We start from the raw sequence: 15839 nt of genomic DNA, 5'->3' as shown, positions 1-15839 counted from the left end.
GCTGATCCGGAACTTATGATTCGCTTTGGCCTATTCCAGCCCTTGCGCACCAATCGCGCAAGGGGGCAAGCGTTTCGTGCTCGAGTGCGACCCGGAGATAGGCAAGCGTTCGCGGCATGTGCTTGAGATAGCCGGACTTGCCGTCACGCTGCAACAGCCGCACCCAGAGACCGGCAAGCTTGCAATTGCGCTGTGCCGACATGATGGCCCAGGCCTTCATGAATTCGCCTTCGTCGAAGCCTGCCTGTGCGCGGCGGATCTTGAGATAATCGTCCATCAGCTGCCTGAAAAGATCCGGTTCGATGGTGACGCGCGCATCCTGGACGATGGAGGCAAGGTCATAGGCGGTCGGTCCGATCATCGAATCCTGGAAGTCGATGATGCCGATCCTGCGGATGCCGCTTTCATGCCCGCGCCAGATGATGTTCGGCGAATGGAAGTCGCGAAGCAGCAGATTGGTTTCAGCCGATTTCAGCTCGTCGATCAGATCGTCCCAGATCGCAAGATATTCCTCGCGCTCGGCATCCGTCGGCGCCGTGCCGCGCTTCCAGGCAATATGCCAGTCGAGCACCAGCCGCACTTCCATCTTCATCGCCGTGCGGTCGAAGTCGGGAATATGGTGCGTATGCGTGGCTGAGACCGGGATATCCCTCGGAATCTGCATGGAATGAAGATGCGCAAGGCAGGCGACGCTTTGCCGGTAACGCTCGGCGATCGGCCGCCCGGCATCATCGAGCACGCCTTCGCTGCCGAGGTCCTCGATCAGCAGGATGCCCTTGTTATAATCGACCTTGTAGATCTCCGGCGCCGCAAAGCCCCGTTCGCGCAAAGCATTGGCGACCGCCACGAAAGGATAAGCGTTTTCCGCGATATGGGCGACCTTGGGGTAAGGCTTGCCGTCCAGCACCGGCGGCCCGTCCGGCAGCGGCGGCCAGTCCATCAGGATCTTGCGTTCGCCCTTCTTGGGAAAGACGGATTCATAGGCGCGCAGCGACGCATCCCCGATCAGAAACCGCCGCCTGGCTTCCCCATAGCCGGCATCGGCAAGGAAGCTGCGGATATCAAGCACGCGGCGGATACGGGCCGCGGTTTTTTCAGCCGCCGCAATCGTCGCGCGGCGGCCGGCGCCTTCATGTTCAAGTCGCAGCGAGATGCGTGTTTCAGGCAATTCGCCCTCGGCCATCTCGGGCCATTCGACCAGGCAGATGCCGTTCTGCAGTGCCTCGTCGAAGCCGAGTTCCGTCAGTTCGGCCGGGTCGCCCAGCCGGTAGAGGTCGAAGTGCGAAACGGGGATTCTGAGATCGTAGGATTGCACCAGCGTGAAGGTCGGGCTTGGAACTTCCAGACCCTCGTCATCGGCCATGGCGCGCAGGATGGCGCGTGCGAGCGAGGATTTTCCGGCGCCGAGATCGCCCGAGAGCGCCAGGCAATCGCCGGCCTTCAGGGCGAGCGCCAGATCTTCGCCGAAACGAATGGTGGCCGCCTCGTCCTTCAGGAAAAGCGAGATCGCGTCGCCGGTCGTCATTCGGCGGCGGCGGAATGCGGGATATCGACCGAGGGAATGCGGCAGATGACGGTCGTGCCCTTGCCCGGCTCGCTGTCGATCGTCACGTCACCATGATGCAGGCTGACGAAACTGTCGACGATCGAGAGACCGAGGCCGGCGCCGCCGCGTTTGCCGCTTTTTGCTCCCGTCGCGAAGCGGTCGAAGACGGTCGCGATCATGTCGGGCGAGATGCCGGGGCCGTGATCCTTCACGGCGAAGACGAAATCGGTGCCTTCGCGGCGGCATTCGAGCGAGATCGAAGTGCCCTCGGGCGAGAAATTCGCGGCATTGGAAAGCAGTTTCAGCAGGATTTGCTTCAGCCGCTGCGGATCGGCGACGATCGAGCCGAGATAGGCCGGCGCGGTGATTTCGAGCGCTACGCCGCTCTCATGAAGGCGATCGGCGATCTGCATCGAGACGTCGTCGAGCAGGTCGTTGAGATCGATCTCCGCATAGTTCAGCCGCATGATGCCGGCATCGACGGTCGCCAGGTCGAGAATATCGTTGACGAGCGTCAGCAGAACCGAGGACGAGGTCGAGATGTGGTCGATATATTCGGCCTGCCGTTCGTTCAGCGGCCCGACGCCCTGCGTACGCAGCAGGTCGGTGAAGCCGATGATATTCGTCAGCGGCGAGCGCAGCTCGTAGGACACGTGCTGCACGAAGTCGTTCTTAAGCTCGTCGGCCTTGCGCAGCGCTTCGTTCTTCTCGGTCAGCGCCCGCTCGGCGCGCACGCTGTCCGTCATGTTGACGAAGGTCAGCATGGTCTGCGCGTTCGGCAGCGGGATGACGGCGTAATCGAGCACGAGGCCGGAGAAGAGTTCCAGCGTGCCCTGGCCCGAGCGGCGTTCGTCGTCGAAACTGGTGATCAGTTCGGCGAAGGTCTTCCAGCCGTCCGGCCGGTCATAGGAGGGCGCGCAGGCCTCGCCGAGCGCGCGGATATGGGTGCCGGGCTTGGCTTCGGCCTCGGTGATCCCCCAGAGCGCGCGGAAGGCCGGGTTCGACAGGCGAATACGCCCATCGGGGCCGAACACCGCCACACCTTCGGAGAGATGGTCGATGGTTTCGCCCTGCACCTTGACCAGCGTGTTGTAGCGGGTTTCGAGATCGACCTGTTCGGTCAGGTTTTCGAACACCCAGGTGGCGCCGCCCTGCGGGTGGGCGGTCGCGAAGACGCGCAGCGTCTGCCCGTTCGGCAGGTGCCAGAGATCGGATTGCGTGTCGAGCGCGCGGTAGACGGAAAGGGCTGCTTCCTTCCAGCTTTTCCAATTGAGCTGGTCCGGCAGTTTCTTGGCTGCGCGCAGCCGCTCGAGCAGCTCGCTATTGTCGGGCCGGCCTTCCAAGAAGGCGATATCCAGCTCCCAGAGGGCGACGAAGGCCTGGTTGTAGAATTGCAGCCTGCGGTCGCCGTCGAAAATGGCGACCGGGGTGGCGAGATGGTCGAGCGTTTCGGCGTGGCTCTTCAGCGTCCGTTCCAGCTCGGCGCGCACCGCTTCAATATCGGAAACGTCGACCGCAATGCCGGCCGAGCCGCCGGGAACCTTGACGTCGACGACGTCGAAGAATGTGCGGTTGCCGCGCACCACCGTCGAGATCGTGTCGTGGAAGGGCGATTCCGGCGTCGTCGTCGCGCGGATGCGTTCGCGCGCCACGGTCGTCAGCATCTCGCGGCCTTCATTGATCGCCTGCTGCGGCGTGCGCGCCTCGACCGCCTCGCCGTAAGCCTGGTTGACCCAGGTCAGCCGGCCCGCCGGGTCGCGCTGCCAGGCCGGCATGTCGATCGCGTCGAGCATGGTCTGGAAGGCCGAGATCGAGGTCATCAGCCGGTCGCGCTCGATCCTGAGCTCGGCGAGTTCGGCACGCAGATTGTTGAGCGCCACGAAGCGAACGAAGGCGCGCCCGCCGGAAACCCGGCCCTGCGCCTCGAGGACTTCGTCGCGAATGGTTTCGACCACCATGTCGAAGCTTTGTGCGCCGTCACGCAGCCGGTCGATCGCCTTTTCCAGGTCGGAGGCCGAGCGTGATTTCAGCCACAGGCCGAAGGCCAGGAACTCGCCGTCCTGCGGTGCGCCGGTTTCCGGCGGAAGCTGGCCGAGAAGCTCGGGGCGCGTATTGCCGTCCCAGATGACGATCCGCCGGTTCTTATCGGCGATCAGCGCCTGGTATTGCGAAATGCGCTGCTGTGCATCGGAAAGCGCCGAGCGGATTTCCCGGCTCTCGCTTTCCAGATTGCCGCGCTGGCGCACGAGCCACAGCGTCGAAAGCAGAGCTGCCGATATGACGCCGATGACGACGGAAACGCCGACCACCTGCGAGGATGTGAAGAGGTGAGCCGAGGCCGCCGCCTGCTGCTCGGTCTGTGCCAGAACCGGCCGCGCCAGCGCGGCAAGCGCTGTGCCGGCCGCGCAGGTTTTCAGGAAGCGCGCCAATGATCCATGCTCTTGCTTTGCGGCCTCGTGTGCCGTTGCAGATTTATATCCTTGGCCTGCCGTAAACGGGCGGCGACCGGCGCGAGCGCCGTCATCCGCCTGACGGGGCAGGCTGTTTTTCATTTTCGACATCCGCGGTATGTCTCCGTCCTTCAATGTGCCGCATTACGACAAGACATCCCATTTTCGGGGCGAACGGATCGGGTCCGACGCCACGAATCAAGTCTTAAAACAATACTTCGGAAGGGAATCGGCGGGAAGGGAGCGTCCAAAAAATAAGCCGCGGCATTTGTCAATGCCGCGGCTTCTACATCTTGTGGATATTGATGATGAGATCAATATCTGTAGTGGTCGGACTTGAACGGGCCCTTCGGCGAGACGCCGATATAGGCAGCCTGCTCTTCGCTAAGCTGGGTAAGCTTCACACCGAGCTTGTCGAGATGCAGGCGCGCGACCTTCTCGTCGAGGTGCTTCGGCAGGATGTAGACCTTGTTCTCGTACTGGCCGGGCTTGGTGAAAAGCTCGATCTGCGCCAGCGTCTGGTTGGTGAAGGAAGCCGACATGACGAAGGACGGATGGCCCGTCGCGTTGCCGAGATTGAGCAGGCGGCCTTCGGAGAGAAGGATGATGCGGTTGCCCTTGGGGAATTCGATCAGGTCGACCTGCGGCTTGACGTTCGTCCACTTGAGGTTCCGCAGCGCAGCGACTTCGATTTCATTGTCGAAGTGGCCGATATTGCCGACGATCGCCATATCCTTCATCTCCCGCATGTGGTCGATGCGGATGACGTCCTTGTTGCCCGTCGTGGTGATGAAGATATCGGCCGAGGAAACGACGTCCTCGAGCAGAACCACTTCGTAACCGTCCATGGCGGCCTGCAGGGCGCAGATCGGATCGGCTTCGGTCACCTTGACGCGGGCGCCGGCGCCGGAGAGCGAAGCGGCAGAACCCTTGCCGACGTCGCCGTAACCGCAGACGACGGCAACCTTGCCGGCCATCATGACGTCGGTGCCGCGGCGGATGCCGTCGACCAGCGATTCCTTGCAGCCGTACTTGTTATCGAACTTCGACTTGGTGACGGAATCGTTGACGTTGATCGCCGGGAAGGGCAGCAGGCCCTTCTGGCTGAGCTGGTAGAGGCGGTTGACGCCGGTCGTGGTTTCCTCGGTAACGCCCTTGATGGCGTCGCGCTGCTTGGTGAACCAGCCGGGGGAAGCGGCAAGGCGCTTCTTGATCTGGGCGAAGAGGATTTCCTCTTCTTCGGAATGCGGGTTGGAAAGCACGTCCTCGCCGGCTTCGGCGCGGGCCCCGAGCAGGATGTACATGGTGGCGTCGCCGCCGTCATCGAGGATCATGTTGGAAAGGCCGCCATCGGCCCACTGGAAGATCTTGTCGGTATAGACCCAGTAATCCTCGAGCGACTCGCCCTTGATGGCGAAGACCGGAACGCCGGCAGCGGCGATCGCGGCAGCGGCATGATCCTGCGTCGAGAAGATGTTGCAGGAAGCCCAACGGACTTCCGCGCCGAGTGCCACCAGCGTCTCGATCAGCACGGCCGTCTGGATGGTCATGTGCAGCGAGCCGGTGATGCGCGCGCCCTTCAGCGGCTTTGCCTGGCCGAATTCGGCGCGGCAGGACATCAGCCCCGGCATTTCGGTTTCGGCGATCGTAATTTCCTTGCGGCCGAAATCCGCAAGCCCGATATCGGCGACGACATAATCTTTTTCAGTGCTCATAGAGGTCTCCAGGCTGAAAAACGTCTCAAAATTGGCGCAGGCGCAAGCAAGCGCACGGCATGCCCGCCGTTTAGCAGGCTTCGCAGGGGATGGCAATAAGGATATAAAGAAGTCTTTATATGTTTATATGATCTCTGCCCGCTGCATAATTCCTTCAATCGGAATTGATTTGAGGATGAATTATGCAGCAATCAAAACGTGCTACAGCGTCCCTTGCGCGTCTCAAAAGAAGCGCGGCGCTGTAAGCTCACATTTCTTCGCCGAACTTGTTCTGGATTAGCTGATCCAGCGCCTCCAGCGCCTCGGCAGCCTGGCTGCCGCTCGCCGAGACGAGAACGCTCGAACCAGGGCTTGCCGCAAGCATCATGAGGCCCATGATCGAGGTGCCGCCGACCGTCATTCCATCCTTGGAAACGGTGATGGCGGCATCGAAATTCTCGACCATCTGCACGAATTTGGCGGAGGCGCGCGCGTGAAGACCGCGCTTGTTGATGATGAGGAGTTCCCGGGAAAGCGACGTCATGAAGGCCCGTTATTTTCCGCTGAGCACACGGCTCGCGACATTGATGTATTTCCGCCCGGCTTCGGAAGCCTCCACCAGCGCTTTCTCCATGTTGTTCTCGCCGCGCACGCCGGCGAGCTTGATGAGCATCGGTAGGTTGACGCCGGCAATGACCTCGGTATGGCCGCTGCTCATGACCGATATTGCGAGATTGGACGGCGTACCGCCGAACATGTCGGTCAGGATGACGACGCCATGGCCGTCGTCTGCACCGGAAACGGCTGCCAGAATGTCCTGCCGTCTCTGGTCCATGTCGTCTTCGGGGCCAATACAGACCGTCTCGATGAATTTCTGAGGACCGACGACGTGCTCGACAGCATGACGAAACTCTTCAGCCAGCTTGCCATGAGTGACAAGCACAAGTCCGATCATGATATTACTGCTCCCATATCCGCAAACGGTGGCTGAGATATCGCAATGCAGCAATTACGTCCACCGGTGGCGGCACATCTTGGCGATGAAAAGCCGAAGTGCAAGATAAAAATGCAAATATATAAGGCGGATTGACCAATCCGGAAGCCTTCAGCACCCGATATCCGGCGCTTTCGCCATCAGGACAGCGAGCGGCGAGGGGATGTTTGTGAGCAACCGCAATGCGGGAAGCGAAAAACCGGGAGCGAGACTGACGATTTCGCCCTCGGGAGGGACGCGGTTTTCACCGGACGCGCTGCCGGGCAGGACGGCATAATGCATGATTGCCTGCGGGACGTGATCCTGCCGGACGATGCCGGTGCCGCGAAGCTCGATCAGCCCGGCGATCGTCGGCGGGCACGAGGCAATCACCGAGCCGCTCTCTTCCGAGAGAAGCACCTGGTCGTCTGCGACCAGCGCCGTGAAGAGGCCGAGCCGGCGGGCCTCGCTCATGCAGGTAAAGGCCAGCATCGATTTCCCCCAGCCGGAAGGCCCGCTGAACAGGAGCCCCGTCCTGCTCACGACGATCGCCGTCGCATGGATGTTGGGAGCCTCGCTCATGCGGCGGCGTTAAGGGGAAGTGCGAGGATGAAGCGCGCGCCGATTATGCGTCCGTTCTCGCCGTCGGTGATGTTTTCCGCCCTCAGCGAACCGCCATGGGCTTCAGCAATCTGCCGGCTGATCGACAGGCCAAGGCCGGAATTCTGGCCAAAACCTTCCGATTCCGGGCGGTCCGTATAGAAGCGCTCGAAGATCCGGTCGATATTCTCCGCCTGGATGCCGGGACCGTTGTCCTCGATGGTAGTGACGCAGCGCGAGCGTGTGCGCACCAGCCGCACGGTGATCTTGCCGCCCTTCTCAGGCACGAAGGAGCGGGCATTCTCGATCAGGTTGGTTATGATCTGGCCGATGCGCAGGTCGTGGCCGTTGACGACGAAGCGCGTCTTGATGTTCGGCTTGCGTTCGATCGCATATTCGATCTCCACCTGCTTCTTGCTGCCCCTGATCTGGCGGGACACGTCGATCAGGTCGCGCAGCAGCACTTCCATGTCGACGGAGCCGGCATCGACGCGCGCAAGTTCGGCATCGAGGCGCGAGGCGTCGGAAATATCGCTGATCAGCCGGTCGAGACGGCGCACATCGTGCTGGATGACGTCGAGCAGCCGTTTCTTGGAATCCTCGGATTTGGCGAGCGGCAGCGTTTCGACGGCGCTGCGCAGCGAGGTCAGCGGGTTCTTGAGCTCGTGGCTGACATCGGCCGCAAAGCTTTCGATCGCATCGATGCGGTCGTAAAGCGCCGTCGTCATTTCGCGGAGCGCGATGGAAAGATTGCCGATTTCATCCTGGCGGGCGGAGAAGTCGGGGATCTCCTCGCGCGTTTTGGCGCCGCGGCGCACCCGGATCGCCGCTGCCGAAAGACGGCGAAGCGGGTTGGCGATGGTCGACGACAGCACCAGTGAAAGCAGCACGTTGACGAGCGTCGCCACGCCGAACACCCGCATGATGGCGAGCCGTTCGGCATGGACGATATTGTCGATATCGCCAGCCTGCGTCGACAAGAGCAGCACGCCGAGCACGGCGCGGAAGCGCTGGATCGGCACCGCGACAGAAACGATGAGTTCGCCTTTTTCCGTTGTGCGCACGACCGCGCCGCGCACGCCGGTCAGCGCGTTCATGACTTCGGGATAGATCGAACCGTCGCCGCCTGGCGCTTCCTTATAGAGCGGCAGATTGCCCGGCTGCAGCGCCTTGTTGAACAGCGTCACGAACCAATCGCTCCAGGTCTGCTTCTCTTCCTCGACCGGCGGCAGGTCGAAGCGCAACACCTGGCCGCGCGAGTAGAGATGGCGCGAATCGAGCAGCAGATTGGCGTCGGCATCGAAGATGCGCGCGCGCGTGCGCGTCGGAGAGATCAGCCGGCGCAGGACCGGGGCGACCTTCTCGGGATCGATCGGGAATTCGAGATCCTCGTCGTTCGGCACCGGCGTGATGCTCTGGCCGGCCTGCAGCTCGAGCAGCTTTTGCGGATCGATGGTGATCGAATTCGTATCGACCGACGCGGAGGCTGAGACGGCGCCGGCGATGATCTCGCCCTGCGTCAACAGGCTTTCGGCGCGGGCGTCGATCAAGCCTTCGCGAAACTGATTGAGATAGAGGATGCCGCCGACGAGCACCACCAGAGCGACAAGATTGAAGAACAGGATGCGCCGCGTCAGGCTCGAAAACACGGCGTTGCCGAAGATGCGGCGGATCAGCGTGAAGGGATGCGACCAACGGCGGCCACGGACGCGACGGGTGCTCACGCCCTCCGCATCGTCCAGATCCCTTTCCTGCACCAACTGTGCCAATGACAGGCCCTTTCAAAGGGCGGGGCCGGATGAACCGGCCCGCAACCCTGAACTTTCTCTCGCGCCGCGCCGGCTGGGCTCAGGCTGCTTCGCGGAAGCGGTATCCCACTCCGTAGAGCGTTTCAATCATATCAAAATCGGTATCGACCATCTTGAATTTCTTGCGCAGCCTCTTGATGTGGCTGTCGATGGTCCGGTCGTCGACATAAACCTGTTCGTCATAGGCGGCATCCATCAGCGCATCGCGGCTCTTCACGACGCCCGGGCGCTGCGCCAGCGAATGCAAAATCAGGAACTCGGTCACCGTCAACGTCACGGCCTCGCCCTTCCAGGTGCAGGTATGGCGTTCCTGGTCCATGACCAGCTGTCCGCGTTCCAGCGAGCGGGCCTGCTGCACGGCACCGGCCTTCGGTGTGCCGCTCGGGCTCGTGCCGCCGGCGGCCGCGGCTTCGCGGCTCGAGGCGCGGCGCAGAACGGCGCGCACACGCTCCACCAGCAGGCGCTGCGAGAAAGGCTTGGTGATGAAATCGTCCGCACCCATCTTCAGGCCGAAGAGCTCGTCGATCTCCTCATCCTTGGAGGTAAGGAAGATCACCGGAATATCCGATTTCTGCCGCAGGCGGCGCAACAGTTCCATGCCGTCCATGCGCGGCATCTTGATGTCGAAGATCGCAAGCTGCGGCGGACGCGCCAGAAGGCCGTCGAGCGCCGAGGCACCGTCCGTATAGGTCTCGACCTTATATCCTTCGGCCTCCAGTGCGATCGACACCGAGGTGAGGATGTTGCGGTCGTCGTCAACGAGCGCGATTGTCGGCATGGTGTTGGTCTCCATCATCGGTGCGCAATCTCCCGGATTTTCGTCGTCCCCAGGCGGTCTCAGTGACCGGATGCGCTTATGGAGGATAAAGGTGGAACAAATTGTGGCAAAGATAAAGGGGAGGATTGTCTTAAAATTCGCCGGCAACTCAAAGTCGTGCATTCAAATGTTGCAACGCGCTGCATTCAAACGATTTAAAAATAACGGCGGAAATTTAAATCGATTAATTATTTGATATTACTGAATTTTCTCAATTTTAGTCTCTTGTCTTTTAAAATTTCTCCCCGTATTTTCGCCCTTAGTTTTAACGGCAACGAGCCTGAGCAAAGGGAACTAGCCATGGAAAAGTTCGGAGTTCATAACCCGGCAACGGAGCTTGCAACGGTTGGATTGGGCAGCGCAGCCAGCGTTCGCTATAATTTTTCCGCCGCCGCGCTCTATGAGGAATCGATCCGCCGGGGTGAAGCCGAACTGACCGCTCAGGGCGCTCTTCGGGCCCTCACCGGCCAGCACACGGGCCGCTCGCCGCGCGACAAGTTCGTCGTTCGCGACGCCAATACCGATGGCGAAATCTGGTGGGACAACAATAAGCCGCTCTCGCCGGAGCATTTCGCCCTGCTGCGCGCCGATATGCTGGCGCATGCCGCGGGCAAGGACCTTTTCGTTCAGGACCTCGTCGGCGGCGCCGAGGAAGGCCATGCCCTGCCGACCCGTGTCGTCACGGAGTTCGCCTGGCATTCGCTGTTCATCCGCAATCTGCTGATCCGCCCGGAGACGGCGGCGCTCGCCACCTTCGTGCCGAAGCTGACGATCATCGACCTGCCGAGCTTCAAGGCCGATCCGGCCCGCCACGGCTGCCGGTCGGAAACCGTGATCGCCTGCGATCTCACCAACGGCCTCGTACTCATCGGTGGCACATCCTATGCCGGCGAGATGAAGAAGTCGGTCTTCACCGTGCTCAACTACCTGCTGCCGGCCAAGGGCGTGATGCCGATGCACTGCTCGGCCAATGTCGGCCCGGATGGCGATGCGGCAGTCTTCTTCGGCCTTTCCGGGACCGGCAAGACGACGCTTTCGGCCGATCCGGCACGCACGCTGATCGGCGATGACGAGCACGGCTGGAGCGAAAACGGCATCTTCAATTTCGAAGGCGGCTGCTACGCCAAGACCATCCGTCTTTCGGCCGAAGCCGAGCCGGAAATCTACGCGACGACGCAGCGCTTCGGCACCGTGCTCGAAAACGTGGTGCTGAACGACCGCCGCGAGCCGAATTTCGACGACGGTTCGCTGACGGAAAACACCCGCTGCGCCTATCCGATGCATTTCATCCCGAACGCCTCGGAAACCGGCCGCGCCGGCCATCCGAAGACGATCATCATGCTGACGGCCGATGCCTTCGGCGTCATGCCGCCGATTGCGCGCCTGACGCCCGATCAGGCCATGTACCACTTCCTCTCCGGCTACACCGCCAAGGTGGCCGGCACCGAAAAGGGTGTCGTCGAGCCGGAAGCGACCTTCTCCACCTGCTTCGGCGCGCCCTTCATGCCGCGGCATCCGGCCGAATACGGCAACCTGCTGAAGGATCTGATCAGCCGCCACGGCGTCAACTGCTGGCTGGTCAATACCGGCTGGACCGGCGGCGCCTACGGCACCGGCAAGCGCATGCCGATCAAGGCGACGCGTGCGCTCCTTGCGGCCGCGCTGAGCGGCGAACTCGGCCAGGTCGAATTCCGCGCGGATCCGAATTTCGGCTTCGCCGTGCCGGTCTCCGTCAACGGCGTCGATGGCGGCATTCTCGATCCGCGCTCGACGTGGGCCGACAAGGCAGCCTATGACGCCCAGGCCGAAAAGCTGGTCTCGATGTTCATCGCCAACTTCGCCAAGTTCGAGAACCACGTCGACGGCGGCGTCCGCGATGCCGCCCCCGGCGTAAAGGTCGCAGCCGAATAAGAAAAAGGGTCTTTGACTCACGTGAAACCCGGCATCTAGGGATTGCCGGGTTTTGCTTGCGAAGCCGATGTTTTCAATTGGCGGCTGATATGAGATAGAACGCCGCATGGCCAGCGACGCGCTCTATATTGATGACAGGATCACCATATCAGGATGGGAGCTGACGGAACAGTTCGTTCTGGCCGGCGGCCCGGGCGGGCAAAACGTCAACAAGGTCTCGACCGCGGTCCAGCTGTTCTTCAACATCCCGAACTCGCCTTCCCTCAATGATCGCGTCAAGGCCAATGCGATCAAGCTCGCCGGCCGGCGTATGTCGAAGGAAGGCGTGCTGATGATCGAGGCTAGCCGCTTTCGCAGCCAGGACCGCAACCGCGAGGATGCGCGCGAGCGGCTGAAGGAATTGATTCTGGAGGCGGCCAAGCCGCCGCCGCCGCCGCGCAAGAAGACCAAGCCGACCAAGGGTTCGGTCGAGCGGCGCCTGAAAGAAAAATCCGGCCGCTCCGAAGTCAAGAAAATGCGCGGCCGCCCCGGCGGCGGCGAATGACATGCCCGGTCTGCTGAACGGCATCCGCCATCTCCCCGGGTATCTCGACCGGGCGCGTCAGGAAGAATTGGTCGAAGTGATCCGCGCCGTCGTCGCCGAGGCGCCGCTTTTCGTGCCCGTCATGCCCGGCACCGGCAAGCCGATGTCGGTCAGGATGACCAATTGCGGGCCGCTCGGCTGGGTAACGGACAAGGAACGCGGCTATCGCTATCAGCCGACACATCCGGCAACCGGCAGGCCCTGGCCCGATCTGCCGCAGCCCCTGCTCGACATCTGGAACGATGTCTCCGGCTACGGGAAGCCGCCGGAAGCCTGCCTCGTCAATTTCTATTCCGACGATGCCCGCATGGGCCTGCATCAGGATAAGGACGAGAGGGATTTGCAGGCGCCGGTCGTCTCGATCTCGCTCGGCAACAGCTGCCTCTTTCGGGTCGGCGGCCTCAACCGCAATGATCGCACGCTATCCTTCAAGCTTGCGAGCGGCGATCTGGTCGTGCTGGGCGGCGAGGGGAGGCTCTGTTTCCATGGCGTCGACCGCATTCATCCCGGGACGTCGACGCTGCTGAAGAACGGCGGCCGCATCAATTTGACGCTGCGACGCGTCCATTCGTGAAAATTGATCGCCTGCTATAGTTTCCTGAGCGCAACCTGCTCGATCAGGTGGTCCTTGCCTTTTTTCAGGATGAGATCGGCGCGCGGCCGCGTCGGCAGGATGTTCTGGCGCAGGTTCTTCAGGTTGATGTTCGTCCAGAGATCTTCGGCGATTTCGAGCGCCTCCGCATCGGTGATCGACGCGTAGCGGTGGAAATAGGAATTGGGATCGCGGAAGGCGGTTTCGCGCAGGCGCATGAAGCGGGTCACGTACCAGTTATGGATCTGGCTTTCCGCCGCATCGATATAGATCGAGAAATCGAAGAAGTCGGAAACCATCGGCACGATCTTGCCATCGGCCGGCAGGTCGCGCGACTGCAGCACGTTGATGCCTTCGAAGATCAGGATGTCGGGCCGGTCGACGATCTTGTATTCGTCCGGCAGCACGTCATAGACGAGGTGCGAATAACAGGGCGCCCTCACATCCGGCTGCCCCGCCTTGATCGCGGAGAGGAAGCGCAGGATCGCGCCGGTGTCGTAGCTCTCCGGGAAGCCTTTGCGCTGCATCAGCTTTTCCCGCTGCAGCACGGCGTTCGGGTGCAGGAAGCCGTCGGTGGTTATCAGATCGACCTTCGGGCTGGAGGGCCAGCGCCCGAGGAGCTCCTTCAGGATACGGGCGGTGGTCGATTTTCCCACGGCGACCGAGCCGGCGATGCCGATGACGAAGGGCGTCTTCGTCACATCCGACATGCTGAGGAAGCGGTTGCGCTGGTTGAAAAGCATCTGCGAGGATTCGACATGCGACGACAGCAGGCGCGACAGCGAGAGATAGATTCGCCGGACCTCGTCGAGGTCGATCGGGTCGCCCATCGAGCGCAGCCGCTTGACCTCGTCGCTGGTCAGCGTCAGCGGCGTGTCGGCTCGAAATTTCGCCCATTGTTCGGATGAGAAGAAATGGTAGGGCGAATAGGATTCCGACTGGAAGTGATCCAACGTTTCCGGCACCCCGATAATCTCAGTCGCGATACTCATGAACTCTGCCGGCTGGCCTTTTCCTTGAGGCCGGACTGCGCGGTTCTGCGCTCGAGTTCGGCCATGACATTCTCTAACGGTATTTCAGCAATCCGCAATACGACCAAGAGATGATAGAGCACGTCGGCGGCTTCATAGGTCAGATTGTCGCGGTCATCGGTCACCGCCGCCATCACCGCTTCGATCGCCTCTTCGCCGAGCTTCTTTGCCGCCTTCGGCTGGCCGGCGGCCACGAGCTTGGCCGTCCAGGATTGATCCGGCGAGGCCTTCGACCGCTCCGCGACGATCCTTTCGAGGTCGGAAAGGGAAAATCCGCTCATATCTGCGCTTTCAAGGTTCAGTCGAGACGCATGTCGATGCCGCACTTCGCCATATAATGCTTGGCTTCGCCGACGGAATAGGTGCCGAAGTGGAAGATCGAGGCGGCGAGCACGGCATTGGCATGGCCTTCCTTCACACCGGCGACGAGATCGTCGAGATCGCCGACGCCGCCGGACGCGATGACCGGCACGCGCACCGAATCGGCGATCGCCCGCGTCAGTTCCAGATCGTAGCCGACCTTGGTGCCGTCGCGATCCATCGAGGTGACCAGCAGTTCGCCGGCGCCGCGCGCCACCATTTTCTGTGCAAATTCGATGGCGTCGATGCCGGTCGCGTTGCGGCCGCCATGCGTATAGATTTCCCAGGCGCTGAGATTGTCGCCGCCGACCGCCTGCGTGCGCCGGCGCTTGGCATCGATCGAGACGACGATACACTGGTCGCCGAACTTGTCGGCCGCCTCGGCGATGAAATCGGGATTGCTGACGGCCGCCGAATTGATCGAGACCTTGTCGGCGCCGCAAAGAAGCAGCTTGCGGATATCGGCGATAGTGCGCACGCCGCCGCCGACCGTCAGCGGCATGAAGCACTGGTCGGCCGTGCGCGACACGACGTCGAAGATCGTCTCGCGATTGTCTGAAGACGCGGTGATGTCGAGGAAGCAGAGTTCGTCGGCGCCGGCCGCGTCATAGGCCTTCGCGGCTTCGACGGGGTCGCCGGCATCGACGAGATTGAGGAAGTTGACGCCCTTGACGACACGGCCGTCCTTGACGTCGAGGCAGGGGATGACACGGGCCTTGAGGGTCATTACGCGGTCTCCTTGGCCCTGCTGGCCTTGATCAGCGCCAGCGCTTCCGTTGGGTCGATACGGCCGTCATAAAGCGCCCGGCCTGATATCGCGCCTTCGAGCTTCCGCGCATCGGGCTCCAGCATGCGCCTGACGTCGTCGAGCGAGGCAAGGCCGCCGGACGCGATGACAGGAATGGAGACGGCCTCGGCAAGCTCCAGGGTCGAAGCCCAGTTGATGCCGGCAAGAATGCCGTCGCGGTCGATATCGGTATAGATGATCGCGGCGACGCCGGCGCCTTCGAACTTCCTGGCGAGCTCGATGACACCGAGTTCGGAAGCCTCCGCCCAGCCTTCGACCGCCACCTTGCCGCCCTTGGCGTCGATGCCGACGGCGACATGGCCTGGGAATTTCCGGCAGGCCTCGATGACGAGATCAGGATTTCTGACCGCCACCGTGCCGAGAATGACGCGCTGCAGGCCGCGCGCGAGCCACGCCTCGATATGATCGAGCGTGCGAATGCCGCCGCCGAGCTGCACCGGATTCTTCGTCGCCTTCAGGATCGCTTCGACGGCATCGCGATTGGCCGAATGTCCCGCGAAGGCGCCGTCGAGATCGACCACGTGCAGCCATTCGAAACCCTGCTCCTCGAAGGATTTCGCCTGGGCGGCCGGATCGGTGTTGTAGACCGTCGCCTGCTGCATGTCGCCGAGCTTCAGGCGGACGCATTGGCCGCCCTTCAGGTCGATCGCGGGAAAAAGGATCATG

The 15839-nt window shown here is 62.0% G+C and carries 15 protein-coding genes; 3 read left to right on the top strand and 12 right to left on the bottom strand.

Annotated features, from left to right (window positions below; translation table 11 throughout):
• Positions 1 to 13: 13 nt before the first annotated feature.
• From tsaE to ATY76_RS14035, 8 genes are all read right to left on the bottom strand, one after another.
• Positions 14 to 1525, bottom strand: coding sequence for a tRNA (adenosine(37)-N6)-threonylcarbamoyltransferase complex ATPase subunit type 1 TsaE (gene tsaE, locus ATY76_RS14070; protein WP_088675370.1), 1512 nt, complete (start codon positions 1523 to 1525; stop codon positions 14 to 16).
• Positions 1522 to 4107 carry a PAS domain-containing sensor histidine kinase gene (locus ATY76_RS14065; protein ID WP_088675369.1) on the bottom strand — a complete coding sequence of 862 codons (2586 nt, stop codon included), beginning with the start codon at positions 4105 to 4107 and terminating at the stop codon, positions 1522 to 1524. Before ATY76_RS14065 ends, tsaE begins: the two co-directional genes overlap by 4 nt.
• Before the next feature lie 203 nt (positions 4108 to 4310).
• On the bottom strand, positions 4311 to 5711 hold the full coding sequence (ahcY, locus tag ATY76_RS14060; RefSeq protein WP_088675368.1) for an adenosylhomocysteinase: 1401 nt from the start codon (positions 5709 to 5711) through the stop codon (positions 4311 to 4313).
• A 247-nt stretch (positions 5712 to 5958) separates the two neighbouring features.
• Complete coding sequence (locus ATY76_RS14055; protein WP_088675367.1) at positions 5959 to 6234, bottom strand: HPr family phosphocarrier protein; 276 nt, start codon at positions 6232 to 6234, stop codon at positions 5959 to 5961.
• A gap of 9 nt (positions 6235 to 6243) precedes the next feature.
• Entirely contained in the window at positions 6244 to 6645 is a 402-nt protein-coding gene (locus ATY76_RS14050; RefSeq protein WP_088675366.1) for a PTS sugar transporter subunit IIA, read from the bottom strand.
• 150 nt (positions 6646 to 6795) lie between these two features.
• Positions 6796 to 7245, bottom strand: coding sequence for a serine/threonine protein kinase (locus ATY76_RS14045; RefSeq protein WP_088675365.1), 450 nt, complete (start codon positions 7243 to 7245; stop codon positions 6796 to 6798).
• Positions 7242 to 9032, bottom strand: coding sequence for a sensor histidine kinase (locus ATY76_RS14040; protein WP_088675364.1), 1791 nt, complete (start codon positions 9030 to 9032; stop codon positions 7242 to 7244). The genes ATY76_RS14045 and ATY76_RS14040 overlap by 4 nt, the downstream gene beginning before the upstream one ends.
• A gap of 79 nt (positions 9033 to 9111) precedes the next feature.
• The gene (locus ATY76_RS14035) at positions 9112 to 9849 is read right to left on the bottom strand and encodes a response regulator transcription factor (RefSeq protein WP_190233656.1); all 738 of its coding nucleotides are present in this window, start codon (positions 9847 to 9849) and stop codon (positions 9112 to 9114) included.
• Positions 9850 to 10188: 339 nt separating this feature from the next.
• Here ATY76_RS14035 and ATY76_RS14030 point away from each other — a divergent pair, with 339 nt between their 5' ends.
• From ATY76_RS14030 to ATY76_RS14020, 3 genes are all read left to right on the top strand, one after another.
• Positions 10189 to 11799, top strand: coding sequence for a phosphoenolpyruvate carboxykinase (locus ATY76_RS14030; RefSeq protein ID WP_088675362.1), 1611 nt, complete (start codon positions 10189 to 10191; stop codon positions 11797 to 11799).
• A 106-nt stretch (positions 11800 to 11905) separates the two neighbouring features.
• Positions 11906 to 12343 carry an alternative ribosome rescue aminoacyl-tRNA hydrolase ArfB gene (arfB, locus tag ATY76_RS14025; RefSeq protein WP_088675361.1) on the top strand — a complete coding sequence of 146 codons (438 nt, stop codon included), beginning with the start codon at positions 11906 to 11908 and terminating at the stop codon, positions 12341 to 12343.
• Between the two features lies 1 nt (position 12344).
• Positions 12345 to 12956: an alpha-ketoglutarate-dependent dioxygenase AlkB gene (locus ATY76_RS14020; RefSeq protein ID WP_088675360.1), complete on the top strand. Its 612-nt coding sequence runs from the start codon at positions 12345 to 12347 to the stop codon at positions 12954 to 12956.
• A 14-nt stretch (positions 12957 to 12970) separates the two neighbouring features.
• On the opposite strand, the gene coaA is transcribed toward ATY76_RS14020, so the two are convergent.
• From coaA to hisA, 4 genes are read right to left on the bottom strand one after another with little or no spacing between them, the layout of a single operon-like run.
• On the bottom strand, positions 12971 to 13966 hold the full coding sequence (coaA, locus tag ATY76_RS14015) for a type I pantothenate kinase (protein WP_088675359.1): 996 nt from the start codon (positions 13964 to 13966) through the stop codon (positions 12971 to 12973).
• A complete protein-coding gene (locus ATY76_RS14010; RefSeq protein ID WP_088675358.1) occupies positions 13963 to 14286 on the bottom strand; it encodes a phosphoribosyl-ATP diphosphatase in 324 nt (107 codons plus the stop codon). The genes coaA and ATY76_RS14010 overlap by 4 nt, the downstream gene beginning before the upstream one ends.
• Positions 14287 to 14303: 17 nt before the next feature.
• A complete protein-coding gene (hisF, locus tag ATY76_RS14005; RefSeq protein ID WP_088675357.1) occupies positions 14304 to 15092 on the bottom strand; it encodes an imidazole glycerol phosphate synthase subunit HisF in 789 nt (262 codons plus the stop codon).
• Positions 15092 to 15838, bottom strand: coding sequence for a 1-(5-phosphoribosyl)-5-[(5-phosphoribosylamino)methylideneamino]imidazole-4-carboxamide isomerase (hisA, locus tag ATY76_RS14000; RefSeq protein WP_088675356.1), 747 nt, complete (start codon positions 15836 to 15838; stop codon positions 15092 to 15094). The genes hisF and hisA overlap by 1 nt, the downstream gene beginning before the upstream one ends.
• Position 15839 lies beyond the last annotated feature (1 nt).

The organism is Rhizobium sp. R339 (assembly GCF_002211395.1).
Classification (GTDB): domain Bacteria; phylum Pseudomonadota; class Alphaproteobacteria; order Rhizobiales; family Rhizobiaceae; genus Rhizobium.
Note: the sequence above shows the minus strand (reverse complement) of the source record. Positions and strands in the feature narration are given on the sequence as shown.